15 protein-coding genes and 6 tRNA genes are annotated in these 16,985 nt (G+C 64.7%); 18 read left to right on the forward strand and 3 right to left on the reverse strand.

From position 1 onward, the window contains the following. Positions 1 to 116 precede the first annotated feature (116 nt). Positions 117 to 2,213, reverse strand: a complete 2,097-nt coding sequence (gene tkt, locus BIGA_RS00645; RefSeq protein WP_033505645.1) for a transketolase — start codon at positions 2,211 to 2,213, stop codon at positions 117 to 119. A 285-nt stretch (positions 2,214 to 2,498) separates the two neighbouring features. On the opposite strand from tkt, the gene hrcA reads away from it, so the two are divergent. Continuing rightward, the gene (gene hrcA / locus BIGA_RS00650) at positions 2,499 to 3,596 is read left to right on the forward strand and encodes a heat-inducible transcriptional repressor HrcA (protein ID WP_033505647.1); all 1,098 of its coding nucleotides are present in this window, start codon (positions 2,499 to 2,501) and stop codon (positions 3,594 to 3,596) included. Positions 3,597 to 3,649: 53 nt separating this feature from the next. After that, entirely contained in the window at positions 3,650 to 4,792 is a 1,143-nt protein-coding gene (gene dnaJ / locus BIGA_RS00655; RefSeq protein ID WP_033505649.1) for a molecular chaperone DnaJ, read from the forward strand. Positions 4,793 to 4,882: 90 nt separating this feature from the next. Here the strand turns inward: dnaJ and BIGA_RS00660 are convergent, their stop codons facing one another. Further along, positions 4,883 to 5,683, reverse strand: a complete 801-nt coding sequence (locus BIGA_RS00660; RefSeq protein WP_033505651.1) for a fructosamine kinase family protein — start codon at positions 5,681 to 5,683, stop codon at positions 4,883 to 4,885. A gap of 176 nt (positions 5,684 to 5,859) precedes the next feature. Here BIGA_RS00660 and BIGA_RS00665 point away from each other — a divergent pair, with 176 nt between their 5' ends. Further along, complete coding sequence (locus BIGA_RS00665) at positions 5,860 to 6,741, forward strand: undecaprenyl-diphosphate phosphatase (protein ID WP_033505653.1); 882 nt, start codon at positions 5,860 to 5,862, stop codon at positions 6,739 to 6,741. Positions 6,742 to 6,896: 155 nt separating this feature from the next. Here the strand turns inward: BIGA_RS00665 and BIGA_RS00670 are convergent, their stop codons facing one another. Next, complete coding sequence (locus BIGA_RS00670; protein ID WP_033505655.1) at positions 6,897 to 7,733, reverse strand: PAC2 family protein; 837 nt, start codon at positions 7,731 to 7,733, stop codon at positions 6,897 to 6,899. A gap of 366 nt (positions 7,734 to 8,099) precedes the next feature. Here BIGA_RS00670 and BIGA_RS00680 point away from each other — a divergent pair. From BIGA_RS00680 to BIGA_RS00750, 15 genes are all read left to right on the forward strand, one after another. Further along, positions 8,100 to 8,172: transfer RNA gene (locus BIGA_RS00680), tRNA-Gly, on the forward strand. Between the two features lie 29 nt (positions 8,173 to 8,201). After that, positions 8,202 to 8,272, forward strand: a tRNA-Cys gene (locus BIGA_RS00685). A 40-nt stretch (positions 8,273 to 8,312) separates the two neighbouring features. Beyond that, positions 8,313 to 8,384 (forward strand) — tRNA-Val (locus BIGA_RS00690). A gap of 36 nt (positions 8,385 to 8,420) precedes the next feature. Then, a tRNA-Val gene (locus tag BIGA_RS00695) sits at positions 8,421 to 8,493 on the forward strand. 33 nt (positions 8,494 to 8,526) lie between these two features. After that, a tRNA-Gly gene (locus BIGA_RS00700) sits at positions 8,527 to 8,602 on the forward strand. Positions 8,603 to 8,647: 45 nt separating this feature from the next. Beyond that, positions 8,648 to 8,719 (forward strand) — tRNA-Val (locus tag BIGA_RS00705). A 280-nt stretch (positions 8,720 to 8,999) separates the two neighbouring features. Then, positions 9,000 to 11,057 (forward strand): threonine--tRNA ligase, encoded by a 2,058-nt coding sequence (gene thrS / locus BIGA_RS00710; RefSeq protein WP_033505658.1) that lies wholly within the window; start codon positions 9,000 to 9,002, stop codon positions 11,055 to 11,057. A gap of 110 nt (positions 11,058 to 11,167) precedes the next feature. After that, a complete protein-coding gene (locus BIGA_RS00715) occupies positions 11,168 to 11,761 on the forward strand; it encodes an HIT family protein (protein WP_033505660.1) in 594 nt (197 codons plus the stop codon). 132 nt (positions 11,762 to 11,893) lie between these two features. Next, positions 11,894 to 12,544 (forward strand): phosphatidylinositol phosphate synthase, encoded by a 651-nt coding sequence (pgsA, locus tag BIGA_RS00720; RefSeq protein ID WP_033505661.1) that lies wholly within the window; start codon positions 11,894 to 11,896, stop codon positions 12,542 to 12,544. Between the two features lie 138 nt (positions 12,545 to 12,682). Then, positions 12,683 to 13,438: a YebC/PmpR family DNA-binding transcriptional regulator gene (locus BIGA_RS00725; protein ID WP_033505662.1), complete on the forward strand. Its 756-nt coding sequence runs from the start codon at positions 12,683 to 12,685 to the stop codon at positions 13,436 to 13,438. A 7-nt stretch (positions 13,439 to 13,445) separates the two neighbouring features. Beyond that, positions 13,446 to 14,027 carry a crossover junction endodeoxyribonuclease RuvC gene (gene ruvC / locus BIGA_RS00730; protein ID WP_033505663.1) on the forward strand — a complete coding sequence of 194 codons (582 nt, stop codon included), beginning with the start codon at positions 13,446 to 13,448 and terminating at the stop codon, positions 14,025 to 14,027. Positions 14,028 to 14,153: 126 nt separating this feature from the next. Then, positions 14,154 to 14,771, forward strand: a complete 618-nt coding sequence (gene ruvA, locus BIGA_RS00735; protein ID WP_033505664.1) for a Holliday junction branch migration protein RuvA — start codon at positions 14,154 to 14,156, stop codon at positions 14,769 to 14,771. A gap of 13 nt (positions 14,772 to 14,784) precedes the next feature. Further along, positions 14,785 to 15,849 (forward strand): Holliday junction branch migration DNA helicase RuvB, encoded by a 1,065-nt coding sequence (ruvB, locus tag BIGA_RS00740; RefSeq protein WP_033505910.1) that lies wholly within the window; start codon positions 14,785 to 14,787, stop codon positions 15,847 to 15,849. A gap of 72 nt (positions 15,850 to 15,921) precedes the next feature. Beyond that, complete coding sequence (yajC, locus tag BIGA_RS00745; protein WP_033505912.1) at positions 15,922 to 16,332, forward strand: preprotein translocase subunit YajC; 411 nt, start codon at positions 15,922 to 15,924, stop codon at positions 16,330 to 16,332. A gap of 47 nt (positions 16,333 to 16,379) precedes the next feature. After that, positions 16,380 to 16,964, forward strand: coding sequence for an adenine phosphoribosyltransferase (locus tag BIGA_RS00750; protein WP_033505666.1), 585 nt, complete (start codon positions 16,380 to 16,382; stop codon positions 16,962 to 16,964). Positions 16,965 to 16,985 lie beyond the last annotated feature (21 nt).

Here is a 16,985-nt window from a genome sequence, read left to right on the forward strand (position 1 = left end):
TGGAACAAATCCATGATGCCGTGCCGCCGGAATGGAGGTCATTCGTCGACACCGTTCCGGCGGCCGGGTTATTCAGTTATCGATGGGGGAGTCCGGTCGTACGACCGGCCCATGACTCACTTGGCTTCGTCGATGGAGGCCTTGGCGGCTTCGACCACGTGCTCGGCGGTGATGCCGAGGTCGATCATGTTCTGCGCGCCGTCGCCCTGCAGACCGAACTGCTCGATCGAGACGGGCTTGCCGTAGGCGCCGAGGTACTTGTACCACGGCATGGCCAGACCGGCCTCGACGGAGACGCGGGCCTTGACGGAAGCCGGCAGCACGGACTCCTTGTATTCGGCGTCCTGCTCCTCGAACCATTCCATCGAGACCATGGAGACGACGCGGGCCTTGATACCCTCGTCGGCCAGGGTCTTGGCGGCAGCCACGGCCCACTGGACCTCGGAGCCGGAAGCCATGATGATCACGTCCGGGGTGCCCTCGGTGTCGACGAGCACGTAGGCGCCCTTCTTCACGCCGTCCTTGGCCTTCTCGGCGGTCTCGGCGAGGGTCGGCACGCCCTGGCGGGTCAGGATCATGGCGGTCGGGTAGGTGTTCTCCTTCTCGAAGAACGCGCGATAGGCCTCGGCGGTCTCCCACTGGTCGGCCGGACGGACGACCTCGAACTGCGGGATGGCGCGGAAGGAGGCCAGGTGCTCGATCGGCTGGTGGGTCGGGCCGTCCTCGCCGAGGGCTACGGAGTCGTGGGTCCACACGTAGAGGTTCGGGACCTCCATCAGCGCGGCCAGACGGCAGGCGGCACGCTCATAGTCGGCGAACTGGAAGAAGGTGCCGTTGAACACGCGGGTGTCGGAGCCGAGCAGGATGCCGTTGGTGATGGCGCCCATCGCGAACTCGCGGACGCCGAAGTGCAGCTGACGGCCATAGATCGAGCAGTTCGGATGCTGGGTGGTGGCGAACTCCTCCGGTGAGAAGGACGCGGCGCCCTTGATGTCGGTGTTGTTCGAGCCGCCCAGATCGGCGGAGCCGCCCCACAGTTCGGGCATGACGGCGGCCAGCGCGTTGAGCACGGCGCCGGAGGCCTTACGGGTGGCGACCTTGGCGCCGACCTCATAGCCGGCCTCCAGATCGTCGATGGCCTTGTCGAAGTCCTCGGGCAGCTTGCCGGCGTGGATGCGCTCGTACAGGGCGGCCTTGTCCGGGTTGGCGGCGGCCCACTTGGCGAAGGCCTCGTCCCACTCGGCGTGGGCCTTCAGACCGCGCTCGGCGACCTTGCGGGCGTTGGCCAGGGCCTCTTCGTCAACCGGGAAGTCGACGTCCGGATCGAAGCCCAGCGTTTCCTTCAGGCCGCGGACGGCGTCGACGCCGAGGGCGGAGCCGTGCGAGGACGGATCGTTGGTCTTGCCCGGGGTCGGCCACGCGATGAGGGTGTCGACCTTGATGAACTTCGGGCGGTCGGTGACCTGCTCGGCCTTCTCGAGGACCTTGGTCAGGCCTTCGATGTCCTCCTTGTAGGAGCCATCGGGCTGGATGAAGCTGATCTCATCGGTGTACCAGCCATAGGCCTCGTAACGCTTGAGGATGTCCTCGGCGAAGGCGATCTTGGTCTCGCCCTCGATCTGGATGTGGTTGGCGTCGAAGATCACGGTCAGGTTGCCGAGCTTCTGGTTGCCGGCGAGCGAGCAGGCCTCGGAGGAGACGCCTTCCTCAACATCGCCTTCGCCGCAGATGACCCACACCTTGTGGTCGAACGGCGAGGTGCCCTCGGGGGCGTCCGGATCCAGCAGGCCGCGCTCGAAGCGCTGGCCATAGGCGAAGCCGACGGCGGAGGCCAGGCCCTGGCCCAGCGGGCCGGTGGTCATCTCGATGCCCGGGGTCAGGCCGACTTCGGGATGGCCCGGGGTGCGGGTGTCCTTGCCGCCGCGGAAGTTCTTGAGGTCGTCCAGGGTCACGCCGTAGCCGGAGAAGTACAGCTGCACGTACTGGGTCAGCGAGGCATGGCCGCCGGAGAGGATGAAACGATCGCGGCCGGCCCACTTCGGGTCGTTCGGATCGTGCTTGATGAAGCGCTGATAAAGGGTGTAGGCGATCGGAGCCAGCGACACCGGGGAACCGGGATGGCCGTGACCGGCCTTCTGAACGGCGTCCGCAGAGAGCACCTTCGCCATCTTGATGGCGCGCTCGTCCAATTCAGACCACGTGTTATCGGTCATAGATTCTACTTTCCTTCCAATACGTCGAACGCCACGCCTTCGGCTTGTGCCGGGCCATGAACGTCCTCACATTGCTCTTACATCCTAACTTTCAAGACCGACCTGACAAGGCATTGTTCGCGTGTTTTCGGCCATTTCGCGATGTTAACGCTCACAATTCAGCTGCCGTTCACCGGCGACGAACGGATTAGCACTCCGACGCATGGACTGCTAATACAATGGGGAATGATCGAACACTCAGCCCAACACGCGGGACACGCCCGATACGGCACAAGGAGGCACGGGATGACACAGTCACGACGCATGCTGGTACTGCGTGCCGTCGTCGAGGACTACATCCGCTCTCAAGAACCCGTCGGCTCCTCGGCGGTGGCCCACAACCACGACCTGGGCGTCAGCTCCGCAACCATCCGCAACGACATGGCCGCCCTGGAGGACGAGGGGTACCTCACCCAGCCCCACACGTCCGCCGGCCGCATCCCCACCGAGAAGGGCTACCGGTACTTCGTGGACCGGCTGGCCACCATCGCCCCGATCTCCGAAGCACAGCGCCGCGGCATCAACAGCTTCCTGTCCGGATCGGTCAGCCTGGAGGACACCCTGCACCGCGCGGCACGGCTGCTGGCCCAGATCACCGGGCAGGTCGCCGTGGTCGCCTCCCCGTCGCTGTCCAAATCCACGTTGCGACATGTCGAGATCGTCCCCGTGTCCATGTCCGCACTGCTGGCGGTGGTCATCACCGATACCGGACGCGTGGCCCAGCACCTGCTCTCCATGGGCGTCATGCCCCGCACCGACGAACTCTCCCGGTTCTGCACGCGGGTCAACGCCGTCTGCGACGGGCAGACGCTGGCGCAGGCCGCACGTATCACGCGGGACATGATCACCGACCCGCAATGGCAGCCGATGCGGCAGCTGGCCGAATCGCTGGCGGGGGCGTTCGCCTCGATGGCCGATGACGAACGGACCAGCGAGCTGTACATGGCAGGCACGTCCCGGCTGGCGCACCAGCGGCCCCTGGCCGATCTGGCCCCGCTGTTCGACGCGCTGGAGGAACAGGTCGTCCTGATGAAACTGATGAGCGCCCTCAGCGAGGAGGTGGACGAGAACGGCGTCAGTGTGGCCATCGGCTCCGAGACACATACGCCGGGGCTGCTGCACGCCTCGGTGGTGACCAGCGGATACGGCCGCATCGACACGGCGGCGGGGGAGCCGGACGCGGACGGCACCGCCGAGCGCCCCGAGGGATCCGAGCCCGTGGCGTTCGTGGGATCCATCGGCCCCACGCATATGGATTACGCCACCACCATGGCCGCGGTCCGCGCCGTGGCCCGGTACCTCACCGCGTTCCTGGCCCATGACGGCCCCGCGACGCACTCCTGACCCAGCCTTATGGCACAATGACTCGCGAACATCCAACACGAAGGAACGAACCAGTGGCAGACTACTACGAAGTATTGGGCGTGGACCGATCGGCCAGCGATGACGACATCAAGAAGGCCTATCGCAAGATGAGCCGCAAGTACCATCCCGACCTTGCCGGCCCGGAATTCGAGGAGCAGTATAAAGAGGTCAACAACGCCTACGAGGTGCTCTCCGACCCCGAGAAACGACGTATGTACGACGCCGGAGTCGACCCGAACAATCCCAACGCCGGCGGATTCGGCGGCGGATTCGGTATGGGCGACATGGGCGATATCTTCGGCCAGTTCTTCGGCGGCGCGTTCGGTGGCGGCGGCCAGGGGCCGATCCCGCGCACCCAGCCCGGACGCGATGCGCTGGCCAGCGCGTCGGTGGACCTGAAAACCGTGGTGTTCGGCGGCACCGCGCATGTGAAGATCAACACGTTCGGACTGTGCCAGGAGTGCGGCGGTTCCGGTGCCGTCGGCGGCGCCCAGCCCGCCACCTGCCCGGACTGCCACGGACAGGGATACATGCAGAAGGTCGTGCGCACGATGCTCGGCCAGATGATGACCTCGGCCCCGTGCGAGCGCTGCGAGGGCCACGGCACGATCATCCCCAACCCCTGCCCCTCGTGCATGGGCCACGGCCGTGTGCGCACCACCCGCACCGTCGGCGTGACGATCCCCGCGGGCATCAGCGACAATTCACGGCTGCGCCTGGCCAACCAGGGCGAGGTCGGCGAAGGCGGCGGCGCCGCCGGCGACCTGTATATCGACGTGCGGATCAAGGCCGACAAGCAGTACACGCGCAACGGCGACGACCTGCACTGCTGGATTCAGGTGCCGATGACCTGGGCCGTGCTGGGGCACGATCTGCAGATCGAGACCTTCGACGGCGCGAAGAACGTCACGATTCCCGCCGGGTGCCAGCCGGAGGACACGGTGACACTCAAGGGACTCGGCGTTACACGGCTGCGGTCCAATGGCGAGCGCGGCGATCTGGTGGCCCATGTGGCGGTGCGCATCCCCACCAAGCTCAGCGACGAGGAGCGCGACCTGATCGAGCGGTTCGAGGCCAGCCATGACGCGGACGCCACGCATGTGGCGCAGAGCTCGCGGCCGACCGCCGGCGCGAAGAAGGGCTTCTTCTCCAAGCTCAAGGACGCGTTGAGCTGAAACATTATAGACGCCCGGCCTGGCCGGCCTCGTCGGACTTGATCCGCATCGATGGCCGGCCAGGCCGGGCGTTTCTTATATCTGTATCTCTCAGCGAAGCGTGGACAGCAGCGACCGGCACATCGACCGGTATTCGCTTACGTACCCACCGCCAAAGAACACGCAGTGACCGGCGATCGGGTACAGCTGCCACAGCGTGCGGCGCTCCAGATACCCGGCCTTCAACGGGTGCACGGACTGGTATCCCTCCAGGATCTCGGTCAGATACGTCATCCCGAACAGATGCAGCATCGCCAGGTCCTCCTCGCGGTGCCCGCCGTGCGCGGCCGGGTCGATCAGCACGGCCTCACAGGTGCCCGAATCGTCCGTCCACATCACATTGCCGCTCCACAGGTCGCCGTGGACGCGTGCGGGCCTGTCATCGGCCGCACGCCCCAACAGCTGCGGCAGCGCGTTGATGACGCGTTCGGTCAGATCACGGTCGGTGCGGTCGAGTTCGCCACGGGCAACGCCAAGCTCCACCATGGGGCGCAAACGACCTTCGGCCAGATACGTGGCAGCGTCGGTCCAGGTTCCCGTATCCATCGGCACCGGATCCTGCAACGGTCCGAAATAGCAGGTCCCCTCATACCCGTCCGGTGCCGAACCGAAATACGCCGCACCCGCGTCATGCATCCGGGCTAGTGCGGCGCCGAACGCATAAGCCGCCTCACGCGTGGGCGCACAGGACGACACACGTTCGATGTCCAGATATCCGTCGCCCCAGCCGTATACGTCCACCACGCGCGGACCGCCCTGCGCATGGGCTTCCCCAAGCCATTGCAAGCCACGGCCCTCGCATTCGAAGAACCCCTTCGGGCTGAACATCCTGCTCTTGTGATACGTGGACATGTCTCTGCCGCCTTTCCGTCAGCCGCCGTCAGCCGGTATCAAGCTGCGGCCCTCCGAATCCGAATGACCACCATTGTGTGCTCGCTGCCCGACATCATGCCCGCCCCGGTCTGTCGCGTCCTAGCGCTAGGGTGGTGTGTTGGCATTGCTGATTACACCATGGAGTATGAGGGACTATGAATTTCTTCGAAGCGATTGTGCTGGGCCTAGTGCAGGCGTTGACCGAGTATCTGCCGGTCTCCTCCAGCGCCCATATCCGCATCCTCGGCGATCTGATGTTGGGATCGGATCCGGGAGCGGCGTTCACCGCCATCATCCAGCTGGGTACCGAACTGGCCGTGCTGCTGTATTTCCGCAGGGACATCATCAACATCCTGTCGGCCTGGTTCCGTTGCCTGTTCGGGCGTGAGGGATCCGACTGGCGCTCCCGCATGGGTGCCGGGAACAAGGACGCGCGGCTGGGCTGGTACATCATCCTAGGCACCCTGCCGATTCTGGTCTGCGGCCTGCTGTTCAAGGACATGATCGAGACCACGCTGCGCAATCTGTGGATCACCGTGACCGTGCTGCTGGTGTTCGGCGTGCTGCTGTGGATCGTGGATGCCAGGTCGCGTCAAGTCAAGACGATGGAGGAGATGACCGCCAAGGATGCGTTCATCTTCGGTCTGGGCCAGATGCTGGCGCTGATTCCGGGCGTCTCGCGTTCCGGCGGCACGATCACCGTGGGCCGTGCGATGGGCTACACCCGTGAGGCCGCGGTGCGCGTCAGCTTCCTGATGGCGATTCCCGCAGTGTTCGGGGCGGGCATTCTGGAGACGGTCAGCGCGATCAAGGACATCAACGAAGGCAACGCGGGCATGTTCCCGGGCTGGGGGCCGACCATTGTGGCGGCGATCGTGAGCTTCGTCGTCGGATATATCGTGATCATCGGTTTCCTGAAGTTCGTGTCCACGTTCTCGTACAAGGCGTTCGCGATCTACCGCATCGCGCTGGCCGTGGTGGTGGCGATCCTGCTGATCGCCGGCGTGCTGCCTCCCATCGAGGCCGCCGTGGCCTGATCTGCGTTCTGCCGCCGCACGCCGTTCGCGGCACAGTATGGCGATGGCCGTGCACGTTTATCCAACGTGCACGGCCATCGTCATATTCCTCGAATCGTATGGTTCGAGATCGCCGTTCAGGGCCGTCGAGGCAGCGCCGTTGAGACAAACCCCAGTCAGGCGGGGGAGTTGCCGCAATCCTTGAGGAACTCCTCGGCCTCCTTCACCAGCTGCTCGGCCTGCGGGGCGTTGAACGGCGGCATGTCCTGCGCGGGTGATTCACCGTCGTAGGCGCGTTCCAGCTCCTTCACGTAGGCGTTGAGGTCGTCGTTGCACCGCATCAACGCCGCCGCCTTGCCACGCCACCGTTCGGCCTTCCCGACCAACGCGCCGCCGTCCAGCGAGACCCCCAGCGCCATGGACAGATGGTCCAGCAGCCTCAGCGTGGCGGGGGCGCATTCGTCGCAGCCCAGGTACTGCGGGATCGACACCCACATCGACGTGGTGTCGTATCCGTCCTCGCAGGCCATGGCGTCCAGGATAGTGGGGATGCCGACGGGCCCGTTGTACTCCTGGTCCATGCTGCACTGGCAGGTGCTGTCCGAGACGTCCACCGGCAACGGCCTGGTGTGCGGGCAGTCGGCGAACATGGCGCCCAGCGTGATGATGCGGTCCACTTCGAACTCCTCGGCCACATGCAGGCTTTCCCGGCAGTATTCCAGCCACCGGTAGTTGGGCTCCGGCGCTATCTGCGCCAGCACATGCAGCTCGGGGGTGATCGTGATGTCATAGAACGTGGTCTGGGGCCAGAGAATGCGCCTACGGCCCTGGATGTTGCAGGTGATGGGCCGGGCGACCTGATAGTCGTAGTACCCGTCGCACCGGATATGGCGCACCTCAGTGGACTCGTACGTCGCCACCAGGTGACGGATCACATCGGTGGCCGATTGACAGGCGTCGTTCCACCCCTCGAAAGCCGCCAGCAGGACGGTCGTTCTCCGCGCTTCACTCATACTTCATAATCTAACGTGCCATCCGTCCCTGCGGTAACCGCTTTGCCATCGGTGAAGACCATCCGCCATGGCCTGGACCTTGTCCCACAGGCGCAAGACGCGTGCATCGCCGGCGCCGACGGTGCGTATGCGTTCAACATGACCGCGGATCACGTCTGGCCGCCGTCGCCTGTCGGCCACCGGATGCGCGTCGAAGGCCCACACGCATGTCAGATATTCAGATACATGCCGAAGGTCCTCAAAACGTTGCAATTCCAACGAAAAGACGCACACGACACGCACGCGACACGCTGATTTTGCAAATCACACGATTGTCGTTATAGTAGTTACTCGTGCTCAGGCGGCGGGAACGCTGCGGAGAGCATCGCGGACATAGCTTAGTTGGTAAAGCGCAACCTTGCCAAGGTTGAGACCGCGGGTTCGAGTCCCGTTGTCCGCTCTAAGGTCCGAAGAGTTGACGACCTTTACGGTGGGTTAGCCAAGCGGTTAGGCAGCGGCCTGCAAAGCCGTATAGACGAGTTCGACTCTCGTACCCACCTCTCGGTGGCGGGCGCAAGTCCGTCGGCGAGACGCAGACCCGGGCGGTTGGCGCAGTGGTAGCGCACTTCCCTGACACGGAAGGGGTCACAAGTTCGAATCTTGTATCGCCCACTCACGGAGGGGACTCCGTATAACTGAAGAGATTACGGGTGATTGGCGCAGCGGCTAGCGCACTTCCTTCACACGGAAGGGGTCGTAGGTTCGATTCCTACATCACCCACTGGGCTCCCACTTCTCACGGTGGGAATCCTTTGCGGACATAGCTTAGTTGGTAAAGCGCAACCTTGCCAAGGTTGAGACCGCGGGTTCGAGTCCCGTTGTCCGCTCCATGATTGGCCGTCATGCCTGATGGTATGGCGGTTTTTTCATGCCCCGGGCGGTTGGCGCAGTGGTAGCGCACTTCCCTGACACGGAAGGGGTCACAAGTTCGAATCTTGTATCGCCCACCCACATCCTTCCCGATTCTCCGACACGGCGGTCATCCGAACGGCACCAGCCATCCGTCTCACGCCGCCATACCCAACCCCGACCAACGCCGAGGCCCAGGTTCCGACACCATACGCACCGCGGAGATCATCGGACAGAACCATACCAACATGACGTCGGAACGCGACAGGCCGCCCCGGGACATGCCTTGTCGCACGCGCCCCCTATCGTGTGTGCTGTCAACACCACAGTCCAGGTCTGCACATTGGTACCGCGGACCCCGATAGCAAAGGACATCCCATGGCTGAACAAACCATCTCCATCACGATCAACGACGAACGGAAGGAGGTGGATGCAAGCCTCACCGGAACCGACCTGTTCGCCGAGAACAAGGACATCATCGCCGTGCGTCTGAACGGCGAACCCCGCGACCTGTACACGCCGCTGCACGACGGCGACGTGGTCGAACCGATCACCCTCGACAGCGAGGATGGTCTGGCCATCATGCGCCACTCGGCCACGCATGTCATGGCCCAGGCGGTCCAGGAGATCCGCCCGGACGCCAAGCTGGGCATCGGTCCGGTCATCAAGAACGGCTTCTACTACGACTTCGACGTCAAGGATCCGTTCACCCCGGAGGATCTCAAGGAGATCGAGAAGCGCATGCAGCGGATCATCAAGTCCGCGCAGTCGTTCCGCCGCCGCACGGTGACCGAGGATGAGGCGCGCGCCGAGGAGGCCGACCAGCCGTACAAGCTCGAACTGATCGGAGACAAGGAGGCCGCGCTCGACCCCGAGGCCGCCACCGAGGTCAGCCAGGCCGAGCTGAGCATGTACGACAATGTGGACCGCGAGGGCAACACCGTCTGGAAGGACCTGTGCCGCGGCCCGCACCTGCCGAACACCCGCTTCATCAAGGCCTTCAAGCTGGAGCGCGTGGCAGCCGCCTACTGGCGCGGCTCCGAGAAGAACCCGATGCTGCAGCGCATCTACGGCACCGCGTGGGCCAGCAAGGACGACCTGAAGTCCTACATGCAGCGCATGGAGGAGGCCGCCAAGCGCGACCACCGCAAGCTGGGCCAGGAGATGGACCTGTTCTCCTTCCCCGAGGAGCTGGGCCCGGGTCTGGCCGTGTTCCATCCGAAGGGCGCGGCGATCATCAACGCCATGCAGGACTACTCGCGCGAGATGCACCGCAAGCACCACTACAGCTTCGTGCAGACCCCGCACATCACCAAGGGCCATCTCTATGAGATCTCGGGTCACCTGCAGTGGTACAAGGACGGCATGTACCCGCCGATGCGCATCGACGAGGAAAAGGACGAGAACGGCAACATCGTCAAGCAGGGCTTCGACTACTACCTGAAGCCGATGAACTGCCCGATGCACAACCTGATCTTCCGTTCCCGTCAGCGCTCCTACCGCGAGCTGCCGCTGCGCCTGTTCGAGTTCGGCACGGTCTACCGCTACGAGAAGTCCGGCGTGGTGCACGGCCTGACCCGCGTGCGCGGCCTGACGCAGGATGATTCGCATATCTACTGCACCCGCGAGCAGATGCGCGACGAGCTGAAGAACCTGCTGACCTTCGTGCTGAACCTGCTCAAGGACTTCGGCCTGAACGACTTCTACTTGGAGCTGTCCACCAAGGACGAGCACAAGTTCGTCGGCTCCGATGAGATCTGGGAGGAAGCCACCAACACGCTGGCTGAGGTGGCCAAGGAATCCGGGCTCGAACTCGTGGCCGATCCGGGCGGTGCCGCGTTCTACGGTCCGAAGATCTCCGTGCAGGCCCGTGACGCGATCGGCCGCACCTGGCAGGTCTCCACGATCCAGCTGGACTTCAACCTGCCCGAGCGCTTCGGCTTGGAGTACATCGCCGCCGACGGCACGCACCAGCGTCCGGTGATGATCCACCGCGCGCTGTTCGGCTCGATCGAGCGTTTCTTCGCAATCCTGCTGGAGCACTACGCGGGCGCGTTCCCGGCGTGGCTGGCCCCGGTGCAGGTGCTCGGCATTCCGGTGGCCGACGAGTTCGCGCCGCATCTGGCCGGGTTCGTCAAGTCCCTGGAGGACGAGATGGTCCGCTGCGAGATCGACTACTCGGACGACCGCTTCGGCAAGAAGATCCGCAACGCCTCGAAGTCCAAGGTGCCGTTCATCCTCATCGTCGGCGAGGAGGATATGTCCAAGAACGCGGTGAGCTTCCGCTTCCGCGACGGCAGCCAGCTCAACGGCGTGCCGGTGGATCAGGCCAGGGCCTGGATCCTGGAGGCCATCGCCAAGCGCGTCCAGATCAACACCGCGGACGATTTCAAGGCCGCGGTCGGCGAGCCGGTCGAAGCCGCCGACGCCGAGTGACGGCGTAACGCCAACGACTCGATGACAACGGGGATGGAGCGGACTGTTCCATCCCCGTTCCGTTAGGCGTCGCCTACAATATGTGTTGGTGACCAGCGAAGGAGGCAATCATGGTTGATGAGACGACGCGCGTGGACGACCCCGCGCAGTTCCCGCCGCAGGAGGATACGGTCGAGCGGTTGTGGACGCCGCAGCGCATGACCTACGTGCTGCGCAATGACGAAGGCAAGGTCACCAAACCCAAGACCAAGGAGTGCCCGTTCTGCGCGGGACCGAACAAGTCCGACGAGGACGGTCTGATCGCCTGGCGCGGCACGCATGTGTTCGCCATCATGAACCTGTACCCGTACAACGTGGGGCATCTGATGATCTGCCCGTACCGCCACGTCAGTCTCATCACCGATCTGGACGACGCCGAGCTCTTCGAGTTCGAGAAGGCCACCACGCTGGCGATGACGGTAATGAAGGAGGTCTCGCACCCTGACGGCTGGAACATCGGCATCAACCAGGGCGAGGTGGCCGGCGCCGGCATCGCCGCACACCTGCATCAGCATGTGGTGCCGCGCTGGAACGGTGACGCGAACTTCATGCCGATCGTGGCGCAGACCCGCACGATGCCGATCCTGCTGTCCGACCAGCGCGCCGCCTACGCGCAGGCGTTCGATAGGCTGGCGGCCGACTTCGGTCTGCCGTCCGAGCACTGATTGCACGGATACCGGCGGCTGCCGATGGTACCGGCGGCCGTTGTACCGTACAACGGGTCGTTGATGCGGATGCGATGCGGGAAACCGGCGTTGCCTGGTTTCGGCATGCGACTGATATGAGGAGGATATGCGGTGGAACGGTTCCGCAGCGGTTGGAAACGTATCATTGAGCCGATTGCGCGACTGTGCGTAAGGCTGGGGATTAGTGCGAACGCCGTGACCGTGGTTGGTTCGGTACTGTCGATCCTGGTGGCGCTGCTGACTGGTATGACCGGCTGGCTGTTCTGGGGCGCGTTCGTGCTGACGCTGCTGGTGCTGTTCGATTCGCTCGACGGTTCGGTGGCCGCGTTGTCGGGCGGCGGCACACGGTTCGGCGCGTTCCTGGATTCCACGCTCGACCGCATCGCCGACTGGGCCACGCTGGCCGGCATCATCCTGTACGTCAACCTGCACAGCGATTTGTGGTACGACCCGACGGAGACGTCGTTCCCGGACTACATGACCCCGTACATCACCGGCGTCACGCTGTACGCGATCATGACCTCGTTCGTGACCTCCTACGCCCGCGCCCGCGCCGAATCGGTGGGTTGCGAGGCCAAGAACGGCGTGGCCACGCGCGCCGACCGTCTGACGATCATCCTGATCGGCATGGCGTTGACCGGGCTGACCGGGCAGATCGCCATCCTCGCCGTGGCGATGACGCTGCTGGCCGTGCTCGGCACCATCACCGTCGTCCAGCGCATCCTGGAGGTGCGCCGACAGATGTCCCGAGCAGGGGAGTGATCCACGGGGCCGCCGCCCGGAGCACGGAACGGACGCCGGAGGATTCCGTATGCGTCAATGGGCGAAATCCGTACTTTGTCAGCGAACCGCCTTACAATCGTTTCGTTTGCATACTATCCGTTCATCCTGAGGAGCATTATGTCAGGTCATTCCAAGTGGGCGACCACCAAGCACAAGAAGGCCGCCATCGACGCCAAGCGCGGCAAGCTGTTCGCCAAGCTCATCAAGAACATCGAGATCGCGGCCCGTCTGGGCGGCGGCGATCCGGACGGCAACCCGACCCTGTACGATGCGATCGTCAAGGCCAAGAAGGCCTCGATGCCGGCCGACAACATCAAGCGCGCCGTCAAGCGCGGCTCCGGTGAGGAAGCCGGCGGCGCCAACTACGAGGAGATCGTGTACGAGGGGTACGCGCCGGCCGGCGTGGGCCTGATCATCGAGTGCCTGACCGACAACCGCAACCGTGCGGCCGCCGACGTGCGCTCCACCCTGTCCAAGGGCGGCGGTTCGCTGGCCACCACCGGTTCCGTGAGCTTCAACTTCGAGCGCAAGGGCCAGATCGTGGTGCCGTCCGAGGGCGTGGACTACGACAACCTGTTCGAGATCGCGGCCGAGGCCGGTGCCGACGACGTGGCCGATGACGGCGAGGTGTTCACCGTCATCACCGAGCCGGGCGATCTGGTCACCGTCCGCAAGGCCCTGCAGGACGCCGGCATCGACTACGACTCCGCTGATCTCGTGCAGAGCCCGAAGAACGAGGTCGAGCTGAGCCTCGAGGACGCCCGCAAGGTCTCCAAGCTCATCGACAACCTGGACGACCTGGACGACGTGCAGAACATCTACAGCAACTGGACCGCCTCCGACGAGGTCATGGCCCAGCTCGACGAGGAGTGATCCGCGCGTGATCATCATGGGCGTCGACCCCGGGCTCACCCGCTGCGGGGTCGGCGTGATCGAAGCCGGCGTGACCCGCCGGCTTTCCTTTATCCACGTGGATGTGGTCCGTTCCGACCCGAAGCTTTCGCAGGATCTGCGGCTGCTGGCCATCTACAACGGCCTGGTGGAGAAGATCGAACGCTTCGCGCCGGACATGGTGTCGATTGAACGCGTGTTCGCGCAGGAGAACCGCAACACCGTGCTCGGCACCGCGCAGGCCGCGGGGCTGGCCATGCTGGCCGCGGCGCAGCGGGGCATCCCCGTGGCGTTGCACACGCCGACCGAGGCCAAGCTGGCGATCACCGGCAACGGCAAGGCCGAGAAGATCCAGGTGGAGCGCATGGTGGCCCGCGTCCTGGGGCTGAACACGCTGCCGCAGCCCGCGGATGCCGCCGACGCGCTCAGCGTGGCCATCTGCCATGCACTGAGGCCGCAGGGCGCCCTGCAGGGCGGCGAACGCGAACAGCATCTGACGCCGGCGCAACGTCGGTGGGCCGAAGCCAGCCAGCAGGCGACCCGTCGCCACGGCGCCCGACGCGACATGTAGACGATGCGCCAGCGTCACGACGCATCAACGTCACGATGCGTCAGTGTCCGCAGGTCGCCACGGCGTCCGACGCGACCTGTACACTGTCGAACGGATGTTCGACTATCGACCCGCCGGAGGTGAATGATGATCGGCTTGCTCAACGGCCATGTGGAATCGGTGGACGCCGATGCCGCGCTGATCAGCGTGGGGGGAGTGGGCTATGAGGTGCGCATGCCCGCCGCCGACCTGTCGGCCCTGCACGCCGGGCAGGAGACCCGCGTGTTCACCTCGCTCAACGTGTCCCAGGATGCCGTGACGCTGTACGGGTTTCTGACGCAGGCGTCCAAGCGCATGTTCCTGCAGCTGCAGAAGGTCAGCGGCATCGGCCCCAAGGTGGCGCTGTCGCTGCTGTCCACACTGCCGCCCGACCGTCTGGCCCGCGCCGTGGCGGACGGTGACGCCGCCGCGCTGGCCAAGGCCCCGGGCCTGGGCAAGAAGGGCGCGCAGAAGATCATCCTGGAGCTCAAGGGGTCGATCGACCTGAGCCAGATCGAAGGGTCGTCCGTACCCGCGGCGGCGCAGGTCGACACCGGTTCGATGCAGGTGGTCGAAGGCCTGATGTCGCTGGGGTGGAGGCAGCAGGACGCCGAGCACGCCGTGCATGAGGTCTGCGTGGAGGAGCATATCGAAACGCCGCTGACGAATCAGGACATACCCCGCGTGCTCAAACTCGCGTTGAGCGCCCTGGACCGCGGAAGGTGAGGTGACCGGTCACATGGCAGAACACGCATTCGCGCAGACCGACAACAGCGGTGTGAACGAGGAGTCCCTACGCATGGTCTCCGCCACGCCGATCGGCAACGAGCCCGTCAGCGACGAGGAGCTGCGCCCCCACGTCCTTGACGGCTTCATCGGGCAGCCGCGGCTGAAGGCCCAGCTGCAGCTGTTCCTGGACGCCGCCCGCAAACGCGAGGTCCCGCCGGACCACATCCTGCTGGCCGGCCCTCCAGGCTTGGGCAAGACCACGTTGGCCATGATCGTGGCCAACGAGCTTGCAGTGCCGATCCGGGTGACCTCCGGACCCGCCATCCAGCATGCGGGCGACCTGGCCTCGATCCTCAGCTCCTTGGATGCCGGGGAGGTGCTGTTCATCGACGAGATCCACCGTCTGCCGCGGGCCGCCGAGGAGCTGCTGTACATCGCCATGGAGGATTTCCGCGTGGACGTCATGGTCGGCAAGGGGCCAGGCGCCACATCCATTCCGCTGACGCTGCCGCGCTTCACCGTTATCGGCGCCACCACGCGCGAGGGTATGCTGCCCTCTCCGCTGCGCGCCCGGTTCGGCTTCACCGCGCACCTCGACTTCTATCCCAAGGAGGAGCTGGAGAAGCTCATCGAACGCTCCGCCGCCGTGCTGGGCATCAACCTGGCCGAGGGCTCCGCCGTGCAGCTGGCCATGCGTTCGCGCGGCACGCCGCGTATCGCCAACCGGCTGCTGCGCCGTGTGCGGGATTGGGCCATCGTGCACAATCTGTCCGCCGTGCAGCCGGATGACGTGTGCGAGGCGCTGGCGCTGTACCAGATCGACACCGAGGGACTGGACCGGCTCGATATCGCCGTGCTGAACGCCATCGTCTGTCATTTCAACGGCGGCCCCGTGGGCCTGAACAACCTCTCGGCCATGGTGGGCGAGGAGTCCGAAACCGTGGAGACGGTCTGCGAGCCATATCTGGTGCGCGAGGGCTTCCTGATCCGCACGCCGAAGGGGCGCGTGGCCACCGCCAAGGCCTGGGAACATCTGGGCCTCAAGCCTCAGGATGATGTCAGCAAGCTATTCTAAAATCTGAGTTTTGGACAATGTAGCGGCGCTCGCGCCGGCACTCGTAAGGAGATATTCGTGGATTTCGTGCTTATGATCGTCATTCTTGTCGCCCTGATCGCCATGATGTGGTGGCAGTCCCGCAAGGCCAAGCAGCAGCAGCAGGAGCGCAAGGACTTCCGCGAGAGCCTGCAGCCGGGCACCGAGATCATCACCATCGGCGGCATCATCGGCAAGGTGGTGTCGGTCGATGTCGAGTATGAGGAGATCGTCATCGACTCCGAGGGATCGCTGCTGCGTTTCGGCTTCAACGCCATCAGCCGCGAGTACACCCGTCCGGCGTTCGTGCATGACGACGAGGTGGACGAGAACGGCAACCCGCTGCCGCAGGATGACGAGCAGGGTCAGGTGCCAATGGACGACGCCATCGAGACGGCCCCGGAACCCGCCGAGGTCATCGAGACCTCCGAAGCCGGCGACACCGCCGACACCGAGTCGAAGTAGCACCGCACACGGCAATTCGGACAAATCAAGAAAGGCAGGGACATCGCATGGCCGCGCAATCGGATATTCGCATCAACCGACTGGCACTGGTGGGAGAGGAGAACGCGGACCATGTGATGTCCCTGATTCGTTCCATCCCCGGTTTCCCCAAGGAAGGCATCATCTTCCGCGACTTCATGCCCGTGCTTGCCGACGCCAGGGGCCTGAGCATCCTGATGGACGCCCTGGAGGCCGCGCTGCCGGTTCCCGCCGATCAGTTCGACGCCGTGGCGGGCCTGGAGGCCCGTGGATTCCTGTTCGGCCCCGCGCTGGCCGCACGTCTGGGCAAGGGGTTCGTCGCGGTGCGCAAGGCCGGCAAGCTGCCGCCGGAAACCGTGCATGAGGACTATGCGCTCGAATACGGCACGGCCAGCATCGAGATCGAGACCTCGGCCGTCAAACCGGGCGATCGTGTGCTGGTGGTGGATGACCTGATCGCCACCGGCGGCACCGCCAAGGCGGCCGCCGACCTCATCGAGAAGTGCGGCGGCACCGTGGTGGGATTCAGCTTTGTCATGGAACTCGAAGGACTGTCCGGAACCGACGTGCTGGCGGGATACCCGCTGAGCACGCTGGTCACCATGCCGGCCTGAACGTCAACGTATCAATCACCA

It is taken from the genome of Bifidobacterium pullorum subsp. gallinarum, assembly GCF_000741215.1.
GTDB classification, from domain to species: Bacteria; Actinomycetota; Actinomycetes; order Actinomycetales; family Bifidobacteriaceae; genus Bifidobacterium; species Bifidobacterium pullorum_B.

Bases quoted from the DNA above. Each gene is read 5' to 3' on its own strand.
- tkt (WP_033505645.1), bottom strand. From the start codon at position 2,213: ATGACCGATAACACGTGGTCTGAATTGGACGAGCGCGCCATCAAGATG.
- hrcA (WP_033505647.1), top strand. From the start codon at position 2,499: ATGACACAGTCACGACGCATGCTGGTACTGCGTGCCGTCGTCGAGGAC.
- BIGA_RS00660 (WP_033505651.1), bottom strand. From the start codon at position 5,683: ATGTCCACGTATCACAAGAGCAGGATGTTCAGCCCGAAGGGGTTCTTC.
- BIGA_RS00665 (WP_033505653.1), top strand. From the start codon at position 5,860: ATGAATTTCTTCGAAGCGATTGTGCTGGGCCTAGTGCAGGCGTTGACC.
- BIGA_RS00670 (WP_033505655.1), bottom strand. From the start codon at position 7,733: ATGAGTGAAGCGCGGAGAACGACCGTCCTGCTGGCGGCTTTCGAGGGG.
- thrS (WP_033505658.1), top strand. From the start codon at position 9,000: ATGGCTGAACAAACCATCTCCATCACGATCAACGACGAACGGAAGGAG.
- BIGA_RS00715 (WP_033505660.1), top strand. From the start codon at position 11,168: ATGGTTGATGAGACGACGCGCGTGGACGACCCCGCGCAGTTCCCGCCG.
- BIGA_RS00725 (WP_033505662.1), top strand. From the start codon at position 12,683: ATGTCAGGTCATTCCAAGTGGGCGACCACCAAGCACAAGAAGGCCGCC.
- ruvA (WP_033505664.1), top strand. From the start codon at position 14,154: ATGATCGGCTTGCTCAACGGCCATGTGGAATCGGTGGACGCCGATGCC.
- ruvB (WP_033505910.1), top strand. From the start codon at position 14,785: ATGGCAGAACACGCATTCGCGCAGACCGACAACAGCGGTGTGAACGAG.
- yajC (WP_033505912.1), top strand. From the start codon at position 15,922: ATGATCGTCATTCTTGTCGCCCTGATCGCCATGATGTGGTGGCAGTCC.
- BIGA_RS00750 (WP_033505666.1), top strand. From the start codon at position 16,380: ATGGCCGCGCAATCGGATATTCGCATCAACCGACTGGCACTGGTGGGA.